Raw genomic sequence first — 14,747 nt, 5'->3', positions numbered from 1 at the left:
CATCTGCCATCAGACAAAAAAGCCACGGATCTGTTCCAGCGTTGCGGCCAGAAAGTCGATTTCCTCCGGCGTGGTGTAGATGCCGAAGCTCGCCCGCGCCGTGGCCGTCACACCCAGCCTGCGCATGAGCGGCTCGGCACAGTGGTGGCCAGCCCGCACGGCAATACCGTTGCGGTCAAGCAGGGTGGCGATATCATGCGGATGAACATCCTTCATGGTAAACGAAATCACCCCGCCGCGCTGCGGTGCCGTGCCAATCACCTTCAGCCCGTTGACATTGCCCAGCGCCTTCAGGGCGTAGGCCGTCAGCGCATCTTCATGTGCGCCAATCGCGTCAAACCCGATGGACTCGATATAGGCAAGGGCCGCGCCCAATCCAATGGTCTCGATGATGGCAGGCGTGCCCGCCTCGAATTTATGCGGCACATTCGCCCAGGTCGCGCGCTCGAACGACACGGTGGAGATCATGTCGCCGCCGCCAAGGAAAGGCGGCATTGCCTCCAGCAGCTCACGCCGCGCCCACAGCACGCCAATGCCGGTGGGGCCATACAGCTTGTGCCCGGTCACGACATAGAAATCAGCGCCCAGTTCCTGCACGTTCACCCGGCGGTGCACGACAAGCTGGCTGCCATCAAGCAGCACCTTCGCCCCCGCCGCATGCGCCATGTCGATAATGGCGCGGGCATCGGTAATGGTGCCCAGCACGTTCGACATGTGGGTGATCGCCACCAGCGCCACCCTGCCATCGGCCAGGTTGGCCGCCAGCGCGTCCATGTCCAGCGCCCCGTCATCGGTGATGGGGGTGATGCGCAGTTCGATGCCCATGCGGTCACGCAGCATCTGCCACGGCACGAGGTTGGCGTGGTGTTCCATCTCGGACACCAGCACCACCTGCCCCGGCTTGAGCAGCGAACCATAGGAATGGGCCACGAGATTGATGGCCTCGGTGCTGTTGCGGGTGAAGACGATTTCCTCACGCGCGGCAGCACCCACAAAGCGTGCGACCTGATCGCGCACGGCCTCGTATGCCTCGGTCGTGCGCTCGCTCATCCAGTACAGGCCGCGATGGATGTTGGCGTACTGGGTGCGCATGGTGTCGGCCATGCAGTCGATCACCTGCCGGGGCTTCTGGGCCGAGGCGGCACTATCGAGAAACACCAGATCCTTGCCATGCACCTTCTGGCTCAGGATGGGGAAGTCGGCGCGGAGATGGCGCAGGCTGCCTGCGGCATCCGTGGGCGTGATGACGCTCTGGTCCATCAGGCGACCTCCCGCTTCCACCAGGCTTCTACCGCAAGGTTCAGGCCGTCCTTGAGCCGCGCATCGTCAATCTGGTCCACCACGTCATGCAAAAAGGCACGGATCAGGATGGAACGGGCCGCCTCATTCGGGATGCCACGGCTGCGCAGGTAGAACAACTGGTCATCATCAAGCGCGCCCACGGTGGCGCCATGGCTGCATTTGACGTCGTCAGCATAGATCTCGAGTTCGGGCTTGGCGTCGATCTCGGCCGTGTCAGACAGCAGCAGGGCCTGGTTCATCTGGTAGCCATCGGTCTTCTGGGCAATCCGCTCGACATGGATCTTGCCCTGAAACACGCCGCGCGCATGATCAGCCAGCACGTTCTTGACCGTCTGGCGCGAAATGCAGTCCGGTGCCGCGTGGGTGATCACGCTGGTCAGGTCGCCATGCTGGTGGCCCGCCAGCAGCTGCGCGCCGTTGACATGCACGCTGGCGCCTGCCGCATTCAGCCCGGCATGCACCTCATGGCGCGACAGGCTGGCGCCAAGCGTGAGCGTAAAGCTGTCATACACGCCACGGCTGGCAACGCGGGCATGGCTGACGGCAAGGTGCAGCGCCTTTTTGCCCTCCGCCTGGATGCGGGCATGAGACAGGTAGCCGCCTTCTTCCACCGTGATGTCATAAAGCGGGTTATGCAGGTAATAACCCCGCCCCACGGCCGCATCGAGCACGGCCAGCCTGCCGCCCTCTTCCACCACAATGCGGTGCTGCGGGTGGAAGGACACCGGCATATCCTCGCCTGCCAGGCCAATGCTGACCAGCAGCAGGCAGCCTGCATCAACGCCCGCGGGCACGATGAGCGCCAGCCCGTCATGGGCCAGCACGGTGTTGAGCGCGGTGGTCACGTCGCCTGCCGGGTCAATTCCATCACGCGGTTCGGCCGCCGGGTCAAAGGCTGCAACCTTCACCCCCTGGGGCAGGCGCGAGCGCCCGGCATCAAAACGGCCATTGACGAACACGGCCCGATTGGCCCCGGCCCCAAGGCCCGAGATGGACTCGACCTCGGCCAGAAGCGTATCGACCGCGCCCGTATCGACATCACGCGGCGCATCAGCAAACGGCACATCGGCCAGCGCGCGCAGCGAGGTGTATTTCCATGCCTCGACACCCGCACGCGGCAGGCCCACCGTGCGCAGGTAGTCGGCGGCCTTGAGCCGCGCGGCATTCCCCTTTACGTCACCCCGGTCGAGAAAGGCTGAGGGACTGATCCCGACCGGTGCAATGGCGTTCACGCCGCCTCCGAGAGGAACTGGGCGTAACCCTGCGCCTCAAGCTGCTTGGCCAGTTCCGGGCCGCCGCTGTGAATGATGCGGCCCTTGGCCATGACATGAATGCGGTCAGGCACGATATAGTCCAGCAGGCGCTGGTGATGCGTGATGACCAGCGCCGAGAAATCGGGCGAACGCAGCGAGTTCACGCCCTCGGCCACGATGCGCAGGGCATCGATGTCCAGCCCGCTATCGGTCTCGTCAAGGATGGCGAAGGACGGCTGGAGCATGCGCATCTGCAGCACCTCGTTGCGCTTCTTCTCGCCACCCGAAAAGCCGACATTCACGTTGCGCTTGAGCATCTCGTCAGACATGGACAGATGCTTGGTCTCCTTGCGCACGGCCTTGAGGAAGGCCACGGCATCAAGCTCGTCCATACCGCGGGCGCGGCGCACGGCGTTGACGGCGGTGCGCAGGAAGTTGGCGTTGTTCACGCCCGGCAGTTCCACCGGCGTCTGGAATGCAAGGAACAGGCCAAGGGCCGCGCGCTCTTCGGGCTCGAGCGCGAGCAGGTCCTGCCCCTTGAAGGTGGCCGAGCCGCCGGTCACCTCATAATCCTCGCGCCCGGCCAGCACGTAGGACAGGGTGGACTTGCCCGAGCCGTTCGGCCCCATGATGGCATGGACCTCGCCTGCCGGAATCTCGAGATCGACCCCGCGCAGGATTTCCTTGTGGGCTTCCCCATCATCGATGCGGGCGCACAGGCCATTGATGCTTACGAATTGCTTGCTCACGTCTTTGAATCCCTGTTAGCCCACGCTGCCTTCTAGGCTGATCTGCAGAAGCTTCTGGGCTTCCACGGCGAATTCCATCGGCAGTTCCTTCAGAACGTCCTTGCAGAACCCGTTGACGATCAGCCCCACCGCATCTTCTTCCGACAGGCCGCGCTGGCGGCAGTAGAAGAGCTGGTCTTCCGATATCTTGGAGGTTGTCGCCTCATGCTCCACGCGCGCGGACATGTTGCGGTTCTCGATATAGGGCACGGTATGCGCCCCGCACCGGTCGCCGATCAGCAGGCTGTCGCACTGCGTGAAGTTGCGGCTGCCCGACGCCTTGGGCATCATCCGCACCAGCCCGCGATAGGTGCTGTCCGACTGGCCCGCGCTGATGGTCTTGGCAATGATGGTCGAGCGCGTGTTGCGCCCGATATGGATCATCTTGGTGCCGGTATCGGCCTGCTGGTGGTTGTTGGTCACCGCTACCGAGTAGAACTCGCCCACCGAGCCCTCGCCCTGCAGGATGCACGACGGATACTTCCACGTAATGGCCGAGCCGGTTTCAACCTGCGTCCATGAAATCTTGGAGCGCGCGCCCCGGCATGCCCCGCGCTTGGTCACGAAGTTGTAGATGCCGCCGCGGCCGTTTTCATCACCGGGGTACCAGTTCTGCACGGTGGAATACTTGATCGAGGCATCTTCCATCGCCACCAGCTCGACCACGGCGGCATGGAGCTGGTTCTCGTCGCGCATCGGCGCGGTGCAGCCCTCGAGGTAGGAGACGGAAGCCCCGTCCTCCACAATGATCAGCGTGCGCTCGAACTGCCCGGTGTTGCGGGCATTGATGCGGAAATAGGTCGAGAGTTCCATCGGGCAGCGCACGCCCTTGGGCACGAACACGAAGGAGCCATCGGTAAACACGGCGGCATTCAGCGCTGCGTAGAAATTATCCGTTACCGGCACGACCGAGCCGAGATATTTGCGCACGAGTTCGGGATGCTCCTGCACCGCCTCCGAAATCGGGCAGAAGATCACGCCCGCTTCCTGCAATGTCTTGCGGAAGGTGGTGGCGACGGACACGCTGTCAAACACCGCATCGACCGCGACCGGCGGGCGGGCTTCCTGCCCTTCGGGCAGTTCCACACCGGCCAGCATCGCCTGCTCGTGCAGCGGAATGCCCAGCTTCTCGTAGGTGCGCAGCAGTTCGGGATCGACCTCGTCAAGCGACTTGGGGCCAGGCTTTTTGCGCGGGGCGGCGTAGTAGTGCACGTCCTGGTAGTCGATGGGCGGATACTTGACCTTGGCCCAGGTCGGCTCGCGCATTTCCAGCCATGAACGGTAGGCCTTCAGCCGCCATTCCAGCAGCCATCCGGGCTCGTTCTTGCGGCTGGAGATGAGGCGGATCGTGTCCTCGTTCAGGCCCTTGGGGGCGATATCCATCTCGATATCGGTCTCGAACCCCCATTTATAGGTGTTCTGGCCCAGGGTTTCGACCGTCTTGCGGGTTTCGGCTACTGCCGGCATGTGTCTTTCCTCCCCTGTATCAGGCCGTGGCCTCGGGCCCGTCGGGCATGGGCGGCACGTGCAGGCCACCCAGTCTGTCGGTTACTGTATGGTTCTTCATATCGGCCAGCGTAATGGCTGAAAGCGCATGGCGGATGGCGGCATTGACCATATCCCACTGCCCGCCCAGCCCGCAGGTGGAGCGCGCATCGCAATCGCCGCCATCAACGCAGGTGGTGAGCGATATGGGGCCATCAATGGCCTGGATCACGGCCGCGATCGAGATCTCCTCAAGCGGCTGGGCCAGCCTGTAGCCGCCGCGCGCGCCGCGCTGCGAGGTCACGATGCCCTGCGTTGCAAGGATCTTGAGCACCTTCGCCACCGTGGGTTCGGGAATGCCGGTCGAACGCGACAGGACAGGCGAGGTGGTGACCTCGCTTTTCTGCCCCAGCCGGACCAGAGCCACCACGGCGTAATCGGTCAGTTTCGACAGTTTCAGCATTCCGCTCTCCCGTACGTCCTGAGCCTGCATCCATAATTGGACCAGAACAGTACTGTTTCCTGAAGTTTCAGATGGGCTACCAGCCGGGCGCCGTCAAGTCCAATCGTAAAGCAGCGACGCCCTAACCGATCCCGGTTCCGAATATCATCTGCAATAACATGGACAGGCCACACCCCGCCAGAAAACCGACCAGCGTGCCGTTAAGCCGGATATACTGTAGATCCTTGCCCACGCGCAGTTCCAGCCGGTCGCTCAGGCTTTCGGCATCCCAGCCGTTTACGACCGAGTAAATAAAACGCGACATGCGATCACGCAGGAAGGGCAGGCTGCTCACGATCATGTTGCGCGCGGCGTCTTCCACGCGCTTGCGCATGGCGGCATCATTGTACATCTGGTCGGCCAGGCGCTGCAGGGCGTCGCGCACCAGCGTTGCCACCCAGCTTGCCTCGCCCTTGCGCATGTCGTCTTCAATCACGCCACGCAGGCGGTGCCACACATCGCTGCTCCAGCCGCGCACGCTGTCATGCGTCAGCACGCCCATCACGGCATCCGTAATCTCGCCGCGCCGCACGGGGTCGAGTTCGATCCGGTCGATCTCGGTGCGCACCCAGGTGGTGAAGCCTTCACGCAGCTCGGAGTTCTGCGGGTCGATGCGGTCGAGTTCCTGGCTCGCGGCCAGCAGCACCTTGGTCGCGATCGAGCCGCCAATGGCCCAGCCCAGCACGCGGCCGCCCTGCTCGCGCACGCGGTCCTCGATCATCATGCGCAGGGCGGGTTCCTTGGCCTTGATCCCTTCCTTGAGCCTTGCAAGCAGGAAGGACAGCACCTCCTGGTGGCAGTCTCCCTCCACCATAGCGCGCAGGCTGCGGGTCACGATGGGGGCGATCTCCTCGCCGCCAAGCAGGGTGGGCAGCAGGCTGGCTATGGCCGAACTCGCCCGGCCATCCTCCAGCCGGTCGAGCACGTGGGGCACGGAGCCGAGCACGGCGCGGTTGACCATCTCCGCCGTTTCCGGCTCCTGGAGGATATTGCCAATGAGCGACGGCAGGTCGATGCGGCTGAAGGCGGCGCCCACTTCCTTTTCCGTAAACACGTTGTTCGAGACGAAACGCCCGAGCGCCTGCGCCAGCCGCTCCTTCTGGGCGGGCAGGATGGCGGTGTGCGGAATCGGCAGCCCCATGGGCCTGCGGAACAGGGCGGTCACGGCAAACCAGTCCGCAAGGCCACCCACCACGCCCGCCTTGGTGCCAGAGCGCAGGATCTCGAGCCAGGGGCGATCGGCCAGCCAGCCCATCTGCGGCAGGGCGTAGCCTGCCACCGTAAGCCCCGCCATGGCGGCCAGCAGGCCGGTTGCGGACCGCTTGTGGCGCAGCAGGATACGCCGCGCGTCATGGTCCGTTTGTGGAATACCATTCATGAAGCCACTGATACCATTGTCTCCGCGCCAGCCCAAGCAACACTCGATATAACGCCTCAAATTGGCATGAATAAGCCACGCGGGACATTGCAGCCCGCCGCCGAACATGGGATTTGGGGGAGAAGAACCATGACGACCTTTCATGACAGGACGACCCGATGACCGAAGCCGCCGCGCGGAATGTGTCCGACCTGCTCCAGCAGGCCACGCAACTGATCGCAAGCCACGATGAGACCGCATCGGGCAGTCCCGTCATGGCGCTTGCCCGCCAGATTGGCCGGAAGATGGCCAGCGGCACCCTGACGATGGACGCGGTGGAGGACATCGTGCGCTTGCTGCGCGACCGCGCATTTGCGGGCCGCGCCCACCATATCGCCACCTATCTCGACGGGCCGGATGAACAGACCGTGACAGCGCGCATGCGCACCGTCGCCCGTCACATCGTGCAGCCCGACCCCACTGACAGCCCGGTGCCCATCGCGCGCTTCCGCGCCGCCATCGAGCGCAGCCGCTTTGCCGCCGTGTTTACCGCGCACCCCACCTTCGCGCTCGCCAACCCGGTCTATGAGGCGCTGGCCGAACTGGCCTCGACCAATCCCGCTGCCGCACCCGAACACGTTCCCGCCTTCCTCACGCATCGCCGCGTGGGGCCACCCACGCTGGATGAGGAGTTTACGCTCGCCACCCAGGCCATACTGCGCGGGCGCAACGCGCTTGACCGGCTCAACACGACCCTGCTCACAGAGGCGCGCATCCACTGGCCGCAGCAATGGTCCACGCTGGTGCCGCGCCCCATCATCATGACCAGCTGGGTGGGCTACGACACCGATGGCCGCACCGATATTGGCTGGTGGGACACGCTGCGCCTGCGCCTGCGCATGAAGCAGTTGCAACTGAGCCGCCTGCAGGCCCAGCTTGAACCCGTCACCTCCTGCGCCAATGACCTCCACGCCCGCGTGGCCACGGCCCTTGAGGCCGTGACCGCCCAGATCGCCGCCTGCCCCACCGGCCCCGAGCCTGAAGGCGTATCGCGCTTTGCCGATGTGCTGATCAACCGCAGCACGGAGGCCCTGACCAGCAGCAACGACCTGCGCGCGACCTTCAGCGAGGCCATCGACGCCGCTACGCCCGAGGACAAGATGGCGCTGGTGGTGGCCCGGGCGGGCTTCATGGCGCACGGGCTTTCCGCCGCACACACGCACACGCGCCTCAACGCGACACAGTTGCACAACATTGCCCGCCAGCGGCTGAACATTACCGACAACCCCGACATTCCCGCCCAGCGCCGCGCGCTGATCAGCCGCATGAACGAGGCGCTGGACACGGTGGAGCCGGTCGAGATCGATTTCGGCTCCCTGCTGATGGAGCAGGCCAGCGCGGGCCGGCTGATGATGACCGTGCGCCAGATCCTGCGCCATATCGACCGCACCAGCCCCATCCGCTTCCTCATTGCCGAGACCGAGACCGGCTACACCCTGCTCACCGCGCTGTGGCTGGCGCGGCTGTATGGCGTGGCGGACATGATCGAGATCTCGCCCCTGTTCGAGACGCAGGATGCGCTGGAAAATGGCGAGCAGATCATCGAGGAGGCCCTGCGCTCGCCGCACTGGCGCGCCTACCTGCAGCGCACGCGCAAGCTGAGCCTGCAGTTCGGCTTCTCCGATTCCGGGCGGTATGTGGGGCAACTGGCCGCGACCTACCTGATCGAGCGGCTGCGCATCAAGGTATGTGACCTTCTGCGCAAGTGGGATCTGGCCTTTGTCGAGGTGATCCTGTTCGACACGCATGGCGAGAGCATTGGTCGTGGTGCCCACCCCTACCGGCTGGCCGACCGCTTTGACTACCTCTCCCCGCCGCATGCCCGCGCCCGCTACACCCGCGCAGGCATCCAGCTACGTGAGGAAACCGCCTTCCAGGGCGGGGATGGCTACCTTCTGTTCGGCACCCAGACCCTGGCCGATGCCACGGTCAGCATCATTGCCGAGCACGCCTTCGCCACAAGCGCACTTGACCGCGACCCGGTTTATGACGAGCCGGATTTCTCGGCCGATTTCTTCTCCACCATCGCCAATGGCATGACCGGGCTGGTGGAAGACCCCGGCTATGCCGCCCTGCTTGGCGCGTTCGGCCCCTCGCTGATCGACAAGACCGGCTCGCGCCCGTCAGCGCGGCAGAGCGATGCCGCCTCCACGGTCACGCGCATCAAGCACCCCAGCCAGCTCCGCGCCATTCCCAACAACGCCATCCTGCAACAGCTTGCGTGGTGCGCGAACACCTTGCAGGGGCTGGGCACGGCAGCGGCCCGCCACCCTGAAACCTTCGAGAAATACCTGGCCGAGAGCCCGCGCTTTCGCCGCGCGATGGATTTCGCGGCCCACGGCCTGGCCCATTCCGACCACGGGGTACTGCGCGGCGTGATCCGCCTGCTCGACCCCGACATGTGGCTCGAACGCGCCACCGCCCAGCGCGACGCGGGCGCGCAGGAAGCCTGCCTCACCCTGATGCACGGGCTGGAACAGCTTGATTTCTGGGCCAGCACGCAGGCCATGTTCCGCCGCATCCAGTCCGACCACCTCGCCCTGCGCCGCGCCTGGCCCGAAGCCCCGCGCATGCAGCCCGACGAGTTGCTGCTGCATGGCATCCGCATTGCGCTGATCGAGCAGATCTGGATGCTTTCCACCCGCGTGCCGTATTTCTCGCCCCGGCATGCCTTCTCGCGTGATGTCATGACACTGAAGGTGCTGTGCCTTGAAGTGCCCGCCGTGCTCAAGGAACTGGAGCAGATCTTCCCCTACCGCTCCGATGGCAGCTTCGACCTTGATTTCCACGAGCCTCATGGCCCCCGGCAGGAGGGCACGTACAGCCGCGAATACACAGAAGTGTTCGAGCCGATGCAGCGCCTGTTCCAGATGGTGCGTGAAATCAGCACCGGCGTGATGCACCATGTTGGCGCTTTTGGCTAACCCTGCCCCGCGCAACGGGTGGCGGGTCAGTGAACCGCCACCGCCCTATGAAGTGCCGCTGCCCCATACACCCGCCATAAGGCGGGTGGTGGCGAACAATCCCGGCCCCATGACCGGCAACGGCACCAATAGCTGGCTGGTGGAGCATGAGGGTGGCTGCGTGGTGATCGACCCCGGCAGCGCCACGCCTGCGCATCTCGATGCCCTTGTGGCGGCGGAGGGTGAGCGGCCGCTGACCCATATCATCCTGACCCATACCCATCATGACCACCTTGATGGCGCCCGCCCGCTCGGACAGCGCCTGGGCATTCCCGTGTGCGGATTCCATGCCAGCGAAGACCCGGACTTCACACCCGATATCGGCCTGCGCGATGGCGAGCGGATTGCGGGCCTGCGGGTGCTGTACACACCGGGCCATGCCAGCGACCATATCTGCCTTGAAACGCCGGATGGCATCATCTTTACCGGCGACCATATCATGGGCTGGTCCACTACCATGATCCCGCCCGCGCCCTATGGCTCGGTGCGGCAGTTCCTGCGCAGCATGGACTATGTACGCACCCGCAACGCCCGCCTGCTGCTGCCTGCGCATGGCCCCGCCATAACCCGGGTGGAAGCCTGCATTGACGGGCTGGTCGCCCACCGCATGGCGCGCGAGGACAGCATCATGGCCCTGCTGCCAACCCGGCCAAGCACGCTCGATGAGATTGTGGACAGCCTGTACCACAACCTGCGCCCTGCCCTGCGCCGGGCAGCACGGCTCAACCTGCAGGCGCATCTTGAAAAACTGCTTGAGGACGGAAAGGTCCGGCTGCAGGAGAACCTGTGGGCCAGAATACCGCCTGACACGGCATGCGTGTAAAGGATCAGGCACATGGCGGGGGAGCGCACCGCGAGCCGTTCTGACGACCTTGGGCCATCGCATGGGCCGATCATGGCAGGATTATTACGGCTGCGCGTCCAGTTCTGCGTCAGTGCTGGTCGCTGCGCTGGCTTTTTCCTGCTGCACACGGTCGAGCAAAGCATGCGCCTCCGGCGCGGTGATGATGTCATGGAAAGGCAGTATTTCCGGACTATCGGAAACAAGAAGAAACCCGAATGGCGCAGATGATCTGGATATGTTTTCTACCAGTTCTCTGCTGATTTTTACTAAGGATTTTGCCTCATAGTCACAACTTGGCGCTCTATCTTGAATTAAATTGGATGTATATATGCCCACTCCGACACATCTGGTTTCACGATCCAAATCCGTTGCATTGATAGATTTCTTCTCTCCATTATCTGTATATTCCATGCGTTGGAAAACATTATCGCTAGTGTGCATATCTATTAATATGTAATAGTCGATATTTCCTGTTTTTTTATCAATTCTTGCAGTTAGGAATGTATCTGTTGTAATACCAACACTATTCTGTTTTGAATTAAGCTCCCGATTAAACCCGTTCCGATACACGTGATCCTGTTGTATCTTGATATATCTTTCCCACGGCCGCTTAGAAACAGTCGTCTTTTTCTGTATATTTTCCTCTGATTCATTTATTAAATGCTTATATTTTATATGTTCTTTTTGCAGGTTACTCTGGCATCCGGACAAAGAGAGGCATGCAATCCCATATAAGACTACAGAAGCCTGTTTTTTCATTTGATGTATTCCGATAAAAATAAAGTTCACAACGATCCGTATCGGAACAATCTTAGCCTCCCTCCTGTCGTCCGGTAATATCCTCGATGTCGATTTTGACGTTAAAGTATATATTTCCCCGATTCAGGGCGTATCGCTGAACAAAGCGCGGTTCAGAAACTGCTTTATGACAGGATGCCAGACCTGACCTGAAAAATCAGCCCCGTCTTGCCAGCACCTTATATTGTTCCAGAACGCATGTCCGCGCCCAATGGCTACAGCCCCTGAAGAGCGTAAAACCACGCCTTGCCTGCCCCTGCTTTTCATACAAAAAAAACCGGCCCCCTCGCAGGGGCCGGCTTTTTTTCAGGCACTCTCTTTCGAGAAGGATCAGGCAGACTGCGCCATGATTTCTTCCGCAACGTTGCGGGGCACCGGATCGTAGTGGTGGAACTGCATGGTAAAGGACGCACGGCCCTTGGTCATGGAGCGCAGGTGCGAGATGTAGCCGAACATTTCCTTCAGCGGCACCGAAGCGCGGACCATAACGGTGGACCCTGCGGTTTCCTGGCTCTGGATCATGCCACGGCGGCGGTTGAGGTCACCCACCACGTCGCCAACGTGATCGTTGGGCGTCGTCACTTCCACGTCCATGATCGGCTCGAGAATGACCGGACCGGCCTTCTTCATGCCTTCACGGAAGCAGGCCTTCGCCGCGATTTCGAACGCCAGCGCCGAGGAGTCGACATCATGGTACTTGCCGTCGAGCAGCGTGAACTTGAAGTCCACCGTGGGGAAGCCCGCGAGCACACCGGTCGAGGCCTGGGCCTGGATGCCCTTGTCCACTGCCGGGATGTATTCCTTGGGCACCGTGCCGCCAACGACCTTGTTCTCGAACGAGATGCCCTCGTTGCGCTCGACCGGCGCGAACTCGATCTTCACTTCCGCGAACTGGCCCGAACCACCCGACTGCTTCTTGTGGGTGTAGGTCTCGACATGCGGCTTGGTGATCGTTTCACGATACGCCACCTGCGGCGCGCCGATGTTCGCATCCACGCCATATTCGCGGCGCAGGCGGTCGATGATGATGTCGAGATGCAGCTCGCCCATGCCGGACAGGATGGTCTGGCCGGTTTCCTGGTCGGTCTTCAGGCGCAGGGAAGGATCTTCGCCCGACAGCTTCTGCAGCGCCAGCGTCATCTTTTCCACGCCGTCCTTCGTCTTCGGCTCGACCGAGATGTCGATGACCGGGATCGGGAAGGTCATGCGCTCGAGCACGACGGGATCGGCCGGATCGGCAAGCGTGTCACCGGTCTGGCTGTCCTTCAGGCCCACGAAGGCGGCGATGTCGCCCGCGTGCACTTCAGACAGTTCCTCGCGCTTGTCAGCATGCATCTGGTAGATGCGGCCGATACGCTCCTTGTGGCCCTTGGTCGTGTTCAGCACCGTATCACCGGTCTTGAGCACGCCACGGTAAACGCGCACGAAGGTCAGCGTGCCGTATTTGTCGTTGATGATCTTGAAGGCGAGGCCAGCAAACTTGCCATCGGGGTCAACCGGGATGATCGGCAGCTTGTTCTCGTCAACTTCCTCGTCTTCCGGCGGCGCGATGCGGATGCCTTCCACGTCGTTCGGCGCGGGCAGGAAGTCGATCACGGCGTCGAGCAGGGGCTGCACGCCCTTGTTCTTGAAGGCGGTGCCACACAGCACGGGGCGGAAGTCGCCCGCGATGGTGCCCTTCTTGATGCAGCGCTTGAGCGTTGCAACGTCCACGTCGCCCTTGTCGAAGTATTCTTCCATCGCGGCGTTATCAACGGACAGCGCGGTGTCGAGCAGGTTCTCGCGCGCTTCGGCGGCCTTTTCCTTCAGGTCGGCGGGAATTTCCTCGTAGTGGAACTTCGCACCAAGCTCGCCGCCTTCCCACACGATGGCACGCATCTCGATCAGATCGACCACGCCAACAAAGTTCTCTTCCGCGCCGATGGGCAGCTGCAGCGGAATCGCCACGATGTCCAGCTTCTCCTTCAGCGTGTCGAACGCGTTGTAGAAGTTGGCGCCCGTGCGGTCGAGCTTGTTGATGAAGATGATGCGCGGCACGTTGTACCGGTCAGCCAGACGCCAGTTGGTCTCGGACTGCGGCTGCACGCCGGCCACGCCTTCGATGATGAAGATCGCGCCATCGAGCACGCGCAGCGAGCGGTTGACTTCAATGTTGAAGTCAATGTGGCCCGGGGTGTCGATGATGTTGATGCGGTGGTTTTCCCACTCACACGTCACGGCAGCCGAGGTGATCGTGATGCCACGCTCACGCTCCTGCGCCATGTAGTCGGTGGTGGTGTTGCCTTCGTGCACCTCACCGATCTTATGGGACACACCGGTGTAGTACAGGATACGCTCGGTGGTGGTGGTCTTGCCGGCATCGATGTGCGCGGTAATACCGATATTGCGAATCAGGGACAGATCAGACTTGGCGGACACGGGAGAACCTCCACAAGACAACACGGGCGCGAAGGGAAACCGTTCCCTTTCGCGCCTGCCAGAACCGTAAGCTGCTTCCGCCCTCAGTCTCTTTCAACCTGGACGACGCAGACCGGCATAGCGGAACAATGCGCCAGACTTCAGTCAGGCTTTTTGACAGCACCAGGCCACCCGCCCGCGTTTGCAGGCAGGCGGCGTGAGGCATGTCAGGCCACGGCGGCCTTCTTTTCCTGAACGCGCAGGATGCGGCGCTTCACCGTCATGGCTTCCGGCGTCAGCTTGCGGTTCGGGGTGGACAGCAGGAACGAGTCCAGCCCGCCATTGTGCTCGACCGTGCGCAGCCCGTTGGTGGTCATGCGCAGGGGAACGGCCGTGCCGAGAATATCGGACAGCAGCGAGGTTTCCTGCAGGTTGGGCAGGAAGCGGCGGCGGGACTTGTTGTTGGCGTGGCTGACGTTGTTACCGGTCAGCACGCCCTTGCCTGTGATCTGGCAGCGGCGAGACATTTTATCATCCTCGGATATAACTTTGGCCGAGGCATAAATGCCCGGCAAGGATCGTCTAGATTAGGCGCGGCTTATCGCCAAACCACCGCCATTCGTCAAGACGCATAAGCATGATTCGGCATATTTTGTATGCGAAAGGGCGCAAACGACCCCGTTACGGCCCTTTCGCGGCCCTTTGTTCAGCCGGCCCCGCCTTCATGGTCGGGGTGCAGTTCGCCCGCCTGCACGCTGTGCAGCGCGTTTTCAAGCAGGCCCTGCATGGCCTCGCGCCCCATGGTGCGCGACAGCAGGCCCAGCGAGCCGCCCAGCAGGGCGGAGGCAATGGCCATGGGGGGCAGGTTCTCGCCCAGCATGTATTCGATGGCCTTGTCCACCACCGCGCCGCAATGGCTCAGTTCGGGGGGAATGGCGTCGCCTTCGGGCGGCGGGTTGGTCTTGTCCGTCATGTCACGGCTCCTTTTCGCGTTATCC

General features: G+C 62.5%; 12 protein-coding genes. 2 read left to right on the top strand and 10 right to left on the bottom strand.

Going from position 1 to position 14,747, the window contains the following annotated elements; genetic code table 11:
• Nucleotides 1-9: 9 nt before the first annotated feature.
• The 6 genes from GXY01S_RS04120 to GXY01S_RS04095 form a co-directional block, all read right to left on the bottom strand.
• Complete coding sequence (locus GXY01S_RS04120) at nt 10-1,260, bottom strand: aminotransferase class V-fold PLP-dependent enzyme (protein ID WP_061272170.1); 1,251 nt, start codon at nt 1,258-1,260, stop codon at nt 10-12.
• Entirely contained in the window at nt 1,260-2,534 is a 1,275-nt protein-coding gene (sufD, locus tag GXY01S_RS04115; protein WP_061272168.1) for a Fe-S cluster assembly protein SufD, read from the bottom strand. The genes GXY01S_RS04120 and sufD overlap by 1 nt, the downstream gene beginning before the upstream one ends.
• On the bottom strand, nt 2,531-3,304 hold the full coding sequence (gene sufC / locus GXY01S_RS04110; protein ID WP_061272166.1) for a Fe-S cluster assembly ATPase SufC: 774 nt from the start codon (nt 3,302-3,304) through the stop codon (nt 2,531-2,533). Before sufC ends, sufD begins: the two co-directional genes overlap by 4 nt.
• 15 nt (nt 3,305-3,319) lie before the next feature.
• A complete protein-coding gene (sufB, locus tag GXY01S_RS04105; RefSeq protein ID WP_061272164.1) occupies nt 3,320-4,810 on the bottom strand; it encodes a Fe-S cluster assembly protein SufB in 1,491 nt (496 codons plus the stop codon).
• 19 nt (nt 4,811-4,829) lie between these two features.
• The gene (locus tag GXY01S_RS04100) at nt 4,830-5,291 is read right to left on the bottom strand and encodes an SUF system Fe-S cluster assembly regulator (RefSeq protein WP_061272163.1); all 462 of its coding nucleotides are present in this window, start codon (nt 5,289-5,291) and stop codon (nt 4,830-4,832) included.
• A 121-nt stretch (nt 5,292-5,412) separates the two neighbouring features.
• Complete coding sequence (locus tag GXY01S_RS04095) at nt 5,413-6,708, bottom strand: DUF445 domain-containing protein (protein ID WP_061272258.1); 1,296 nt, start codon at nt 6,706-6,708, stop codon at nt 5,413-5,415.
• A gap of 158 nt (nt 6,709-6,866) precedes the next feature.
• Between GXY01S_RS04095 and GXY01S_RS04090 the strand changes: the two genes are divergently transcribed.
• Both GXY01S_RS04090 and GXY01S_RS04085 read left to right on the top strand, forming a co-directional pair.
• Complete coding sequence (locus GXY01S_RS04090; RefSeq protein WP_061272160.1) at nt 6,867-9,671, top strand: phosphoenolpyruvate carboxylase; 2,805 nt, start codon at nt 6,867-6,869, stop codon at nt 9,669-9,671.
• A complete protein-coding gene (locus GXY01S_RS04085) occupies nt 9,652-10,533 on the top strand; it encodes an MBL fold metallo-hydrolase (protein WP_061272159.1) in 882 nt (293 codons plus the stop codon). Before GXY01S_RS04090 ends, GXY01S_RS04085 begins: the two co-directional genes overlap by 20 nt.
• 84 nt (nt 10,534-10,617) lie before the next feature.
• Here the strand turns inward: GXY01S_RS04085 and GXY01S_RS17945 are convergent, their stop codons facing one another.
• The 4 genes from GXY01S_RS17945 to GXY01S_RS04065 all read right to left on the bottom strand — a co-directional run bounded on the left by GXY01S_RS17945 (nt 10,618) and on the right by GXY01S_RS04065 (nt 14,722).
• On the bottom strand, nt 10,618-11,313 hold the full coding sequence (locus GXY01S_RS17945) for a hypothetical protein (RefSeq protein ID WP_129551340.1): 696 nt from the start codon (nt 11,311-11,313) through the stop codon (nt 10,618-10,620).
• A 369-nt stretch (nt 11,314-11,682) separates the two neighbouring features.
• Complete coding sequence (fusA, locus tag GXY01S_RS04075) at nt 11,683-13,770, bottom strand: elongation factor G (protein WP_061272154.1); 2,088 nt, start codon at nt 13,768-13,770, stop codon at nt 11,683-11,685.
• A gap of 206 nt (nt 13,771-13,976) precedes the next feature.
• Nucleotides 13,977-14,276, bottom strand: coding sequence for a 50S ribosomal protein L28 (rpmB, locus tag GXY01S_RS04070; protein WP_061272153.1), 300 nt, complete (start codon nt 14,274-14,276; stop codon nt 13,977-13,979).
• Nucleotides 14,277-14,455: 179 nt separating this feature from the next.
• The gene (locus GXY01S_RS04065) at nt 14,456-14,722 is read right to left on the bottom strand and encodes a hypothetical protein (protein WP_061272151.1); all 267 of its coding nucleotides are present in this window, start codon (nt 14,720-14,722) and stop codon (nt 14,456-14,458) included.
• Nucleotides 14,723-14,747: the final 25 nt, after the last annotated feature.

The organism is Komagataeibacter xylinus NBRC 15237, from assembly GCF_001571345.1.
GTDB lineage: Bacteria > Pseudomonadota > Alphaproteobacteria > Acetobacterales > Acetobacteraceae > Komagataeibacter > Komagataeibacter xylinus.
This window is presented reverse-complemented; position numbering and strand designations above follow the sequence as displayed.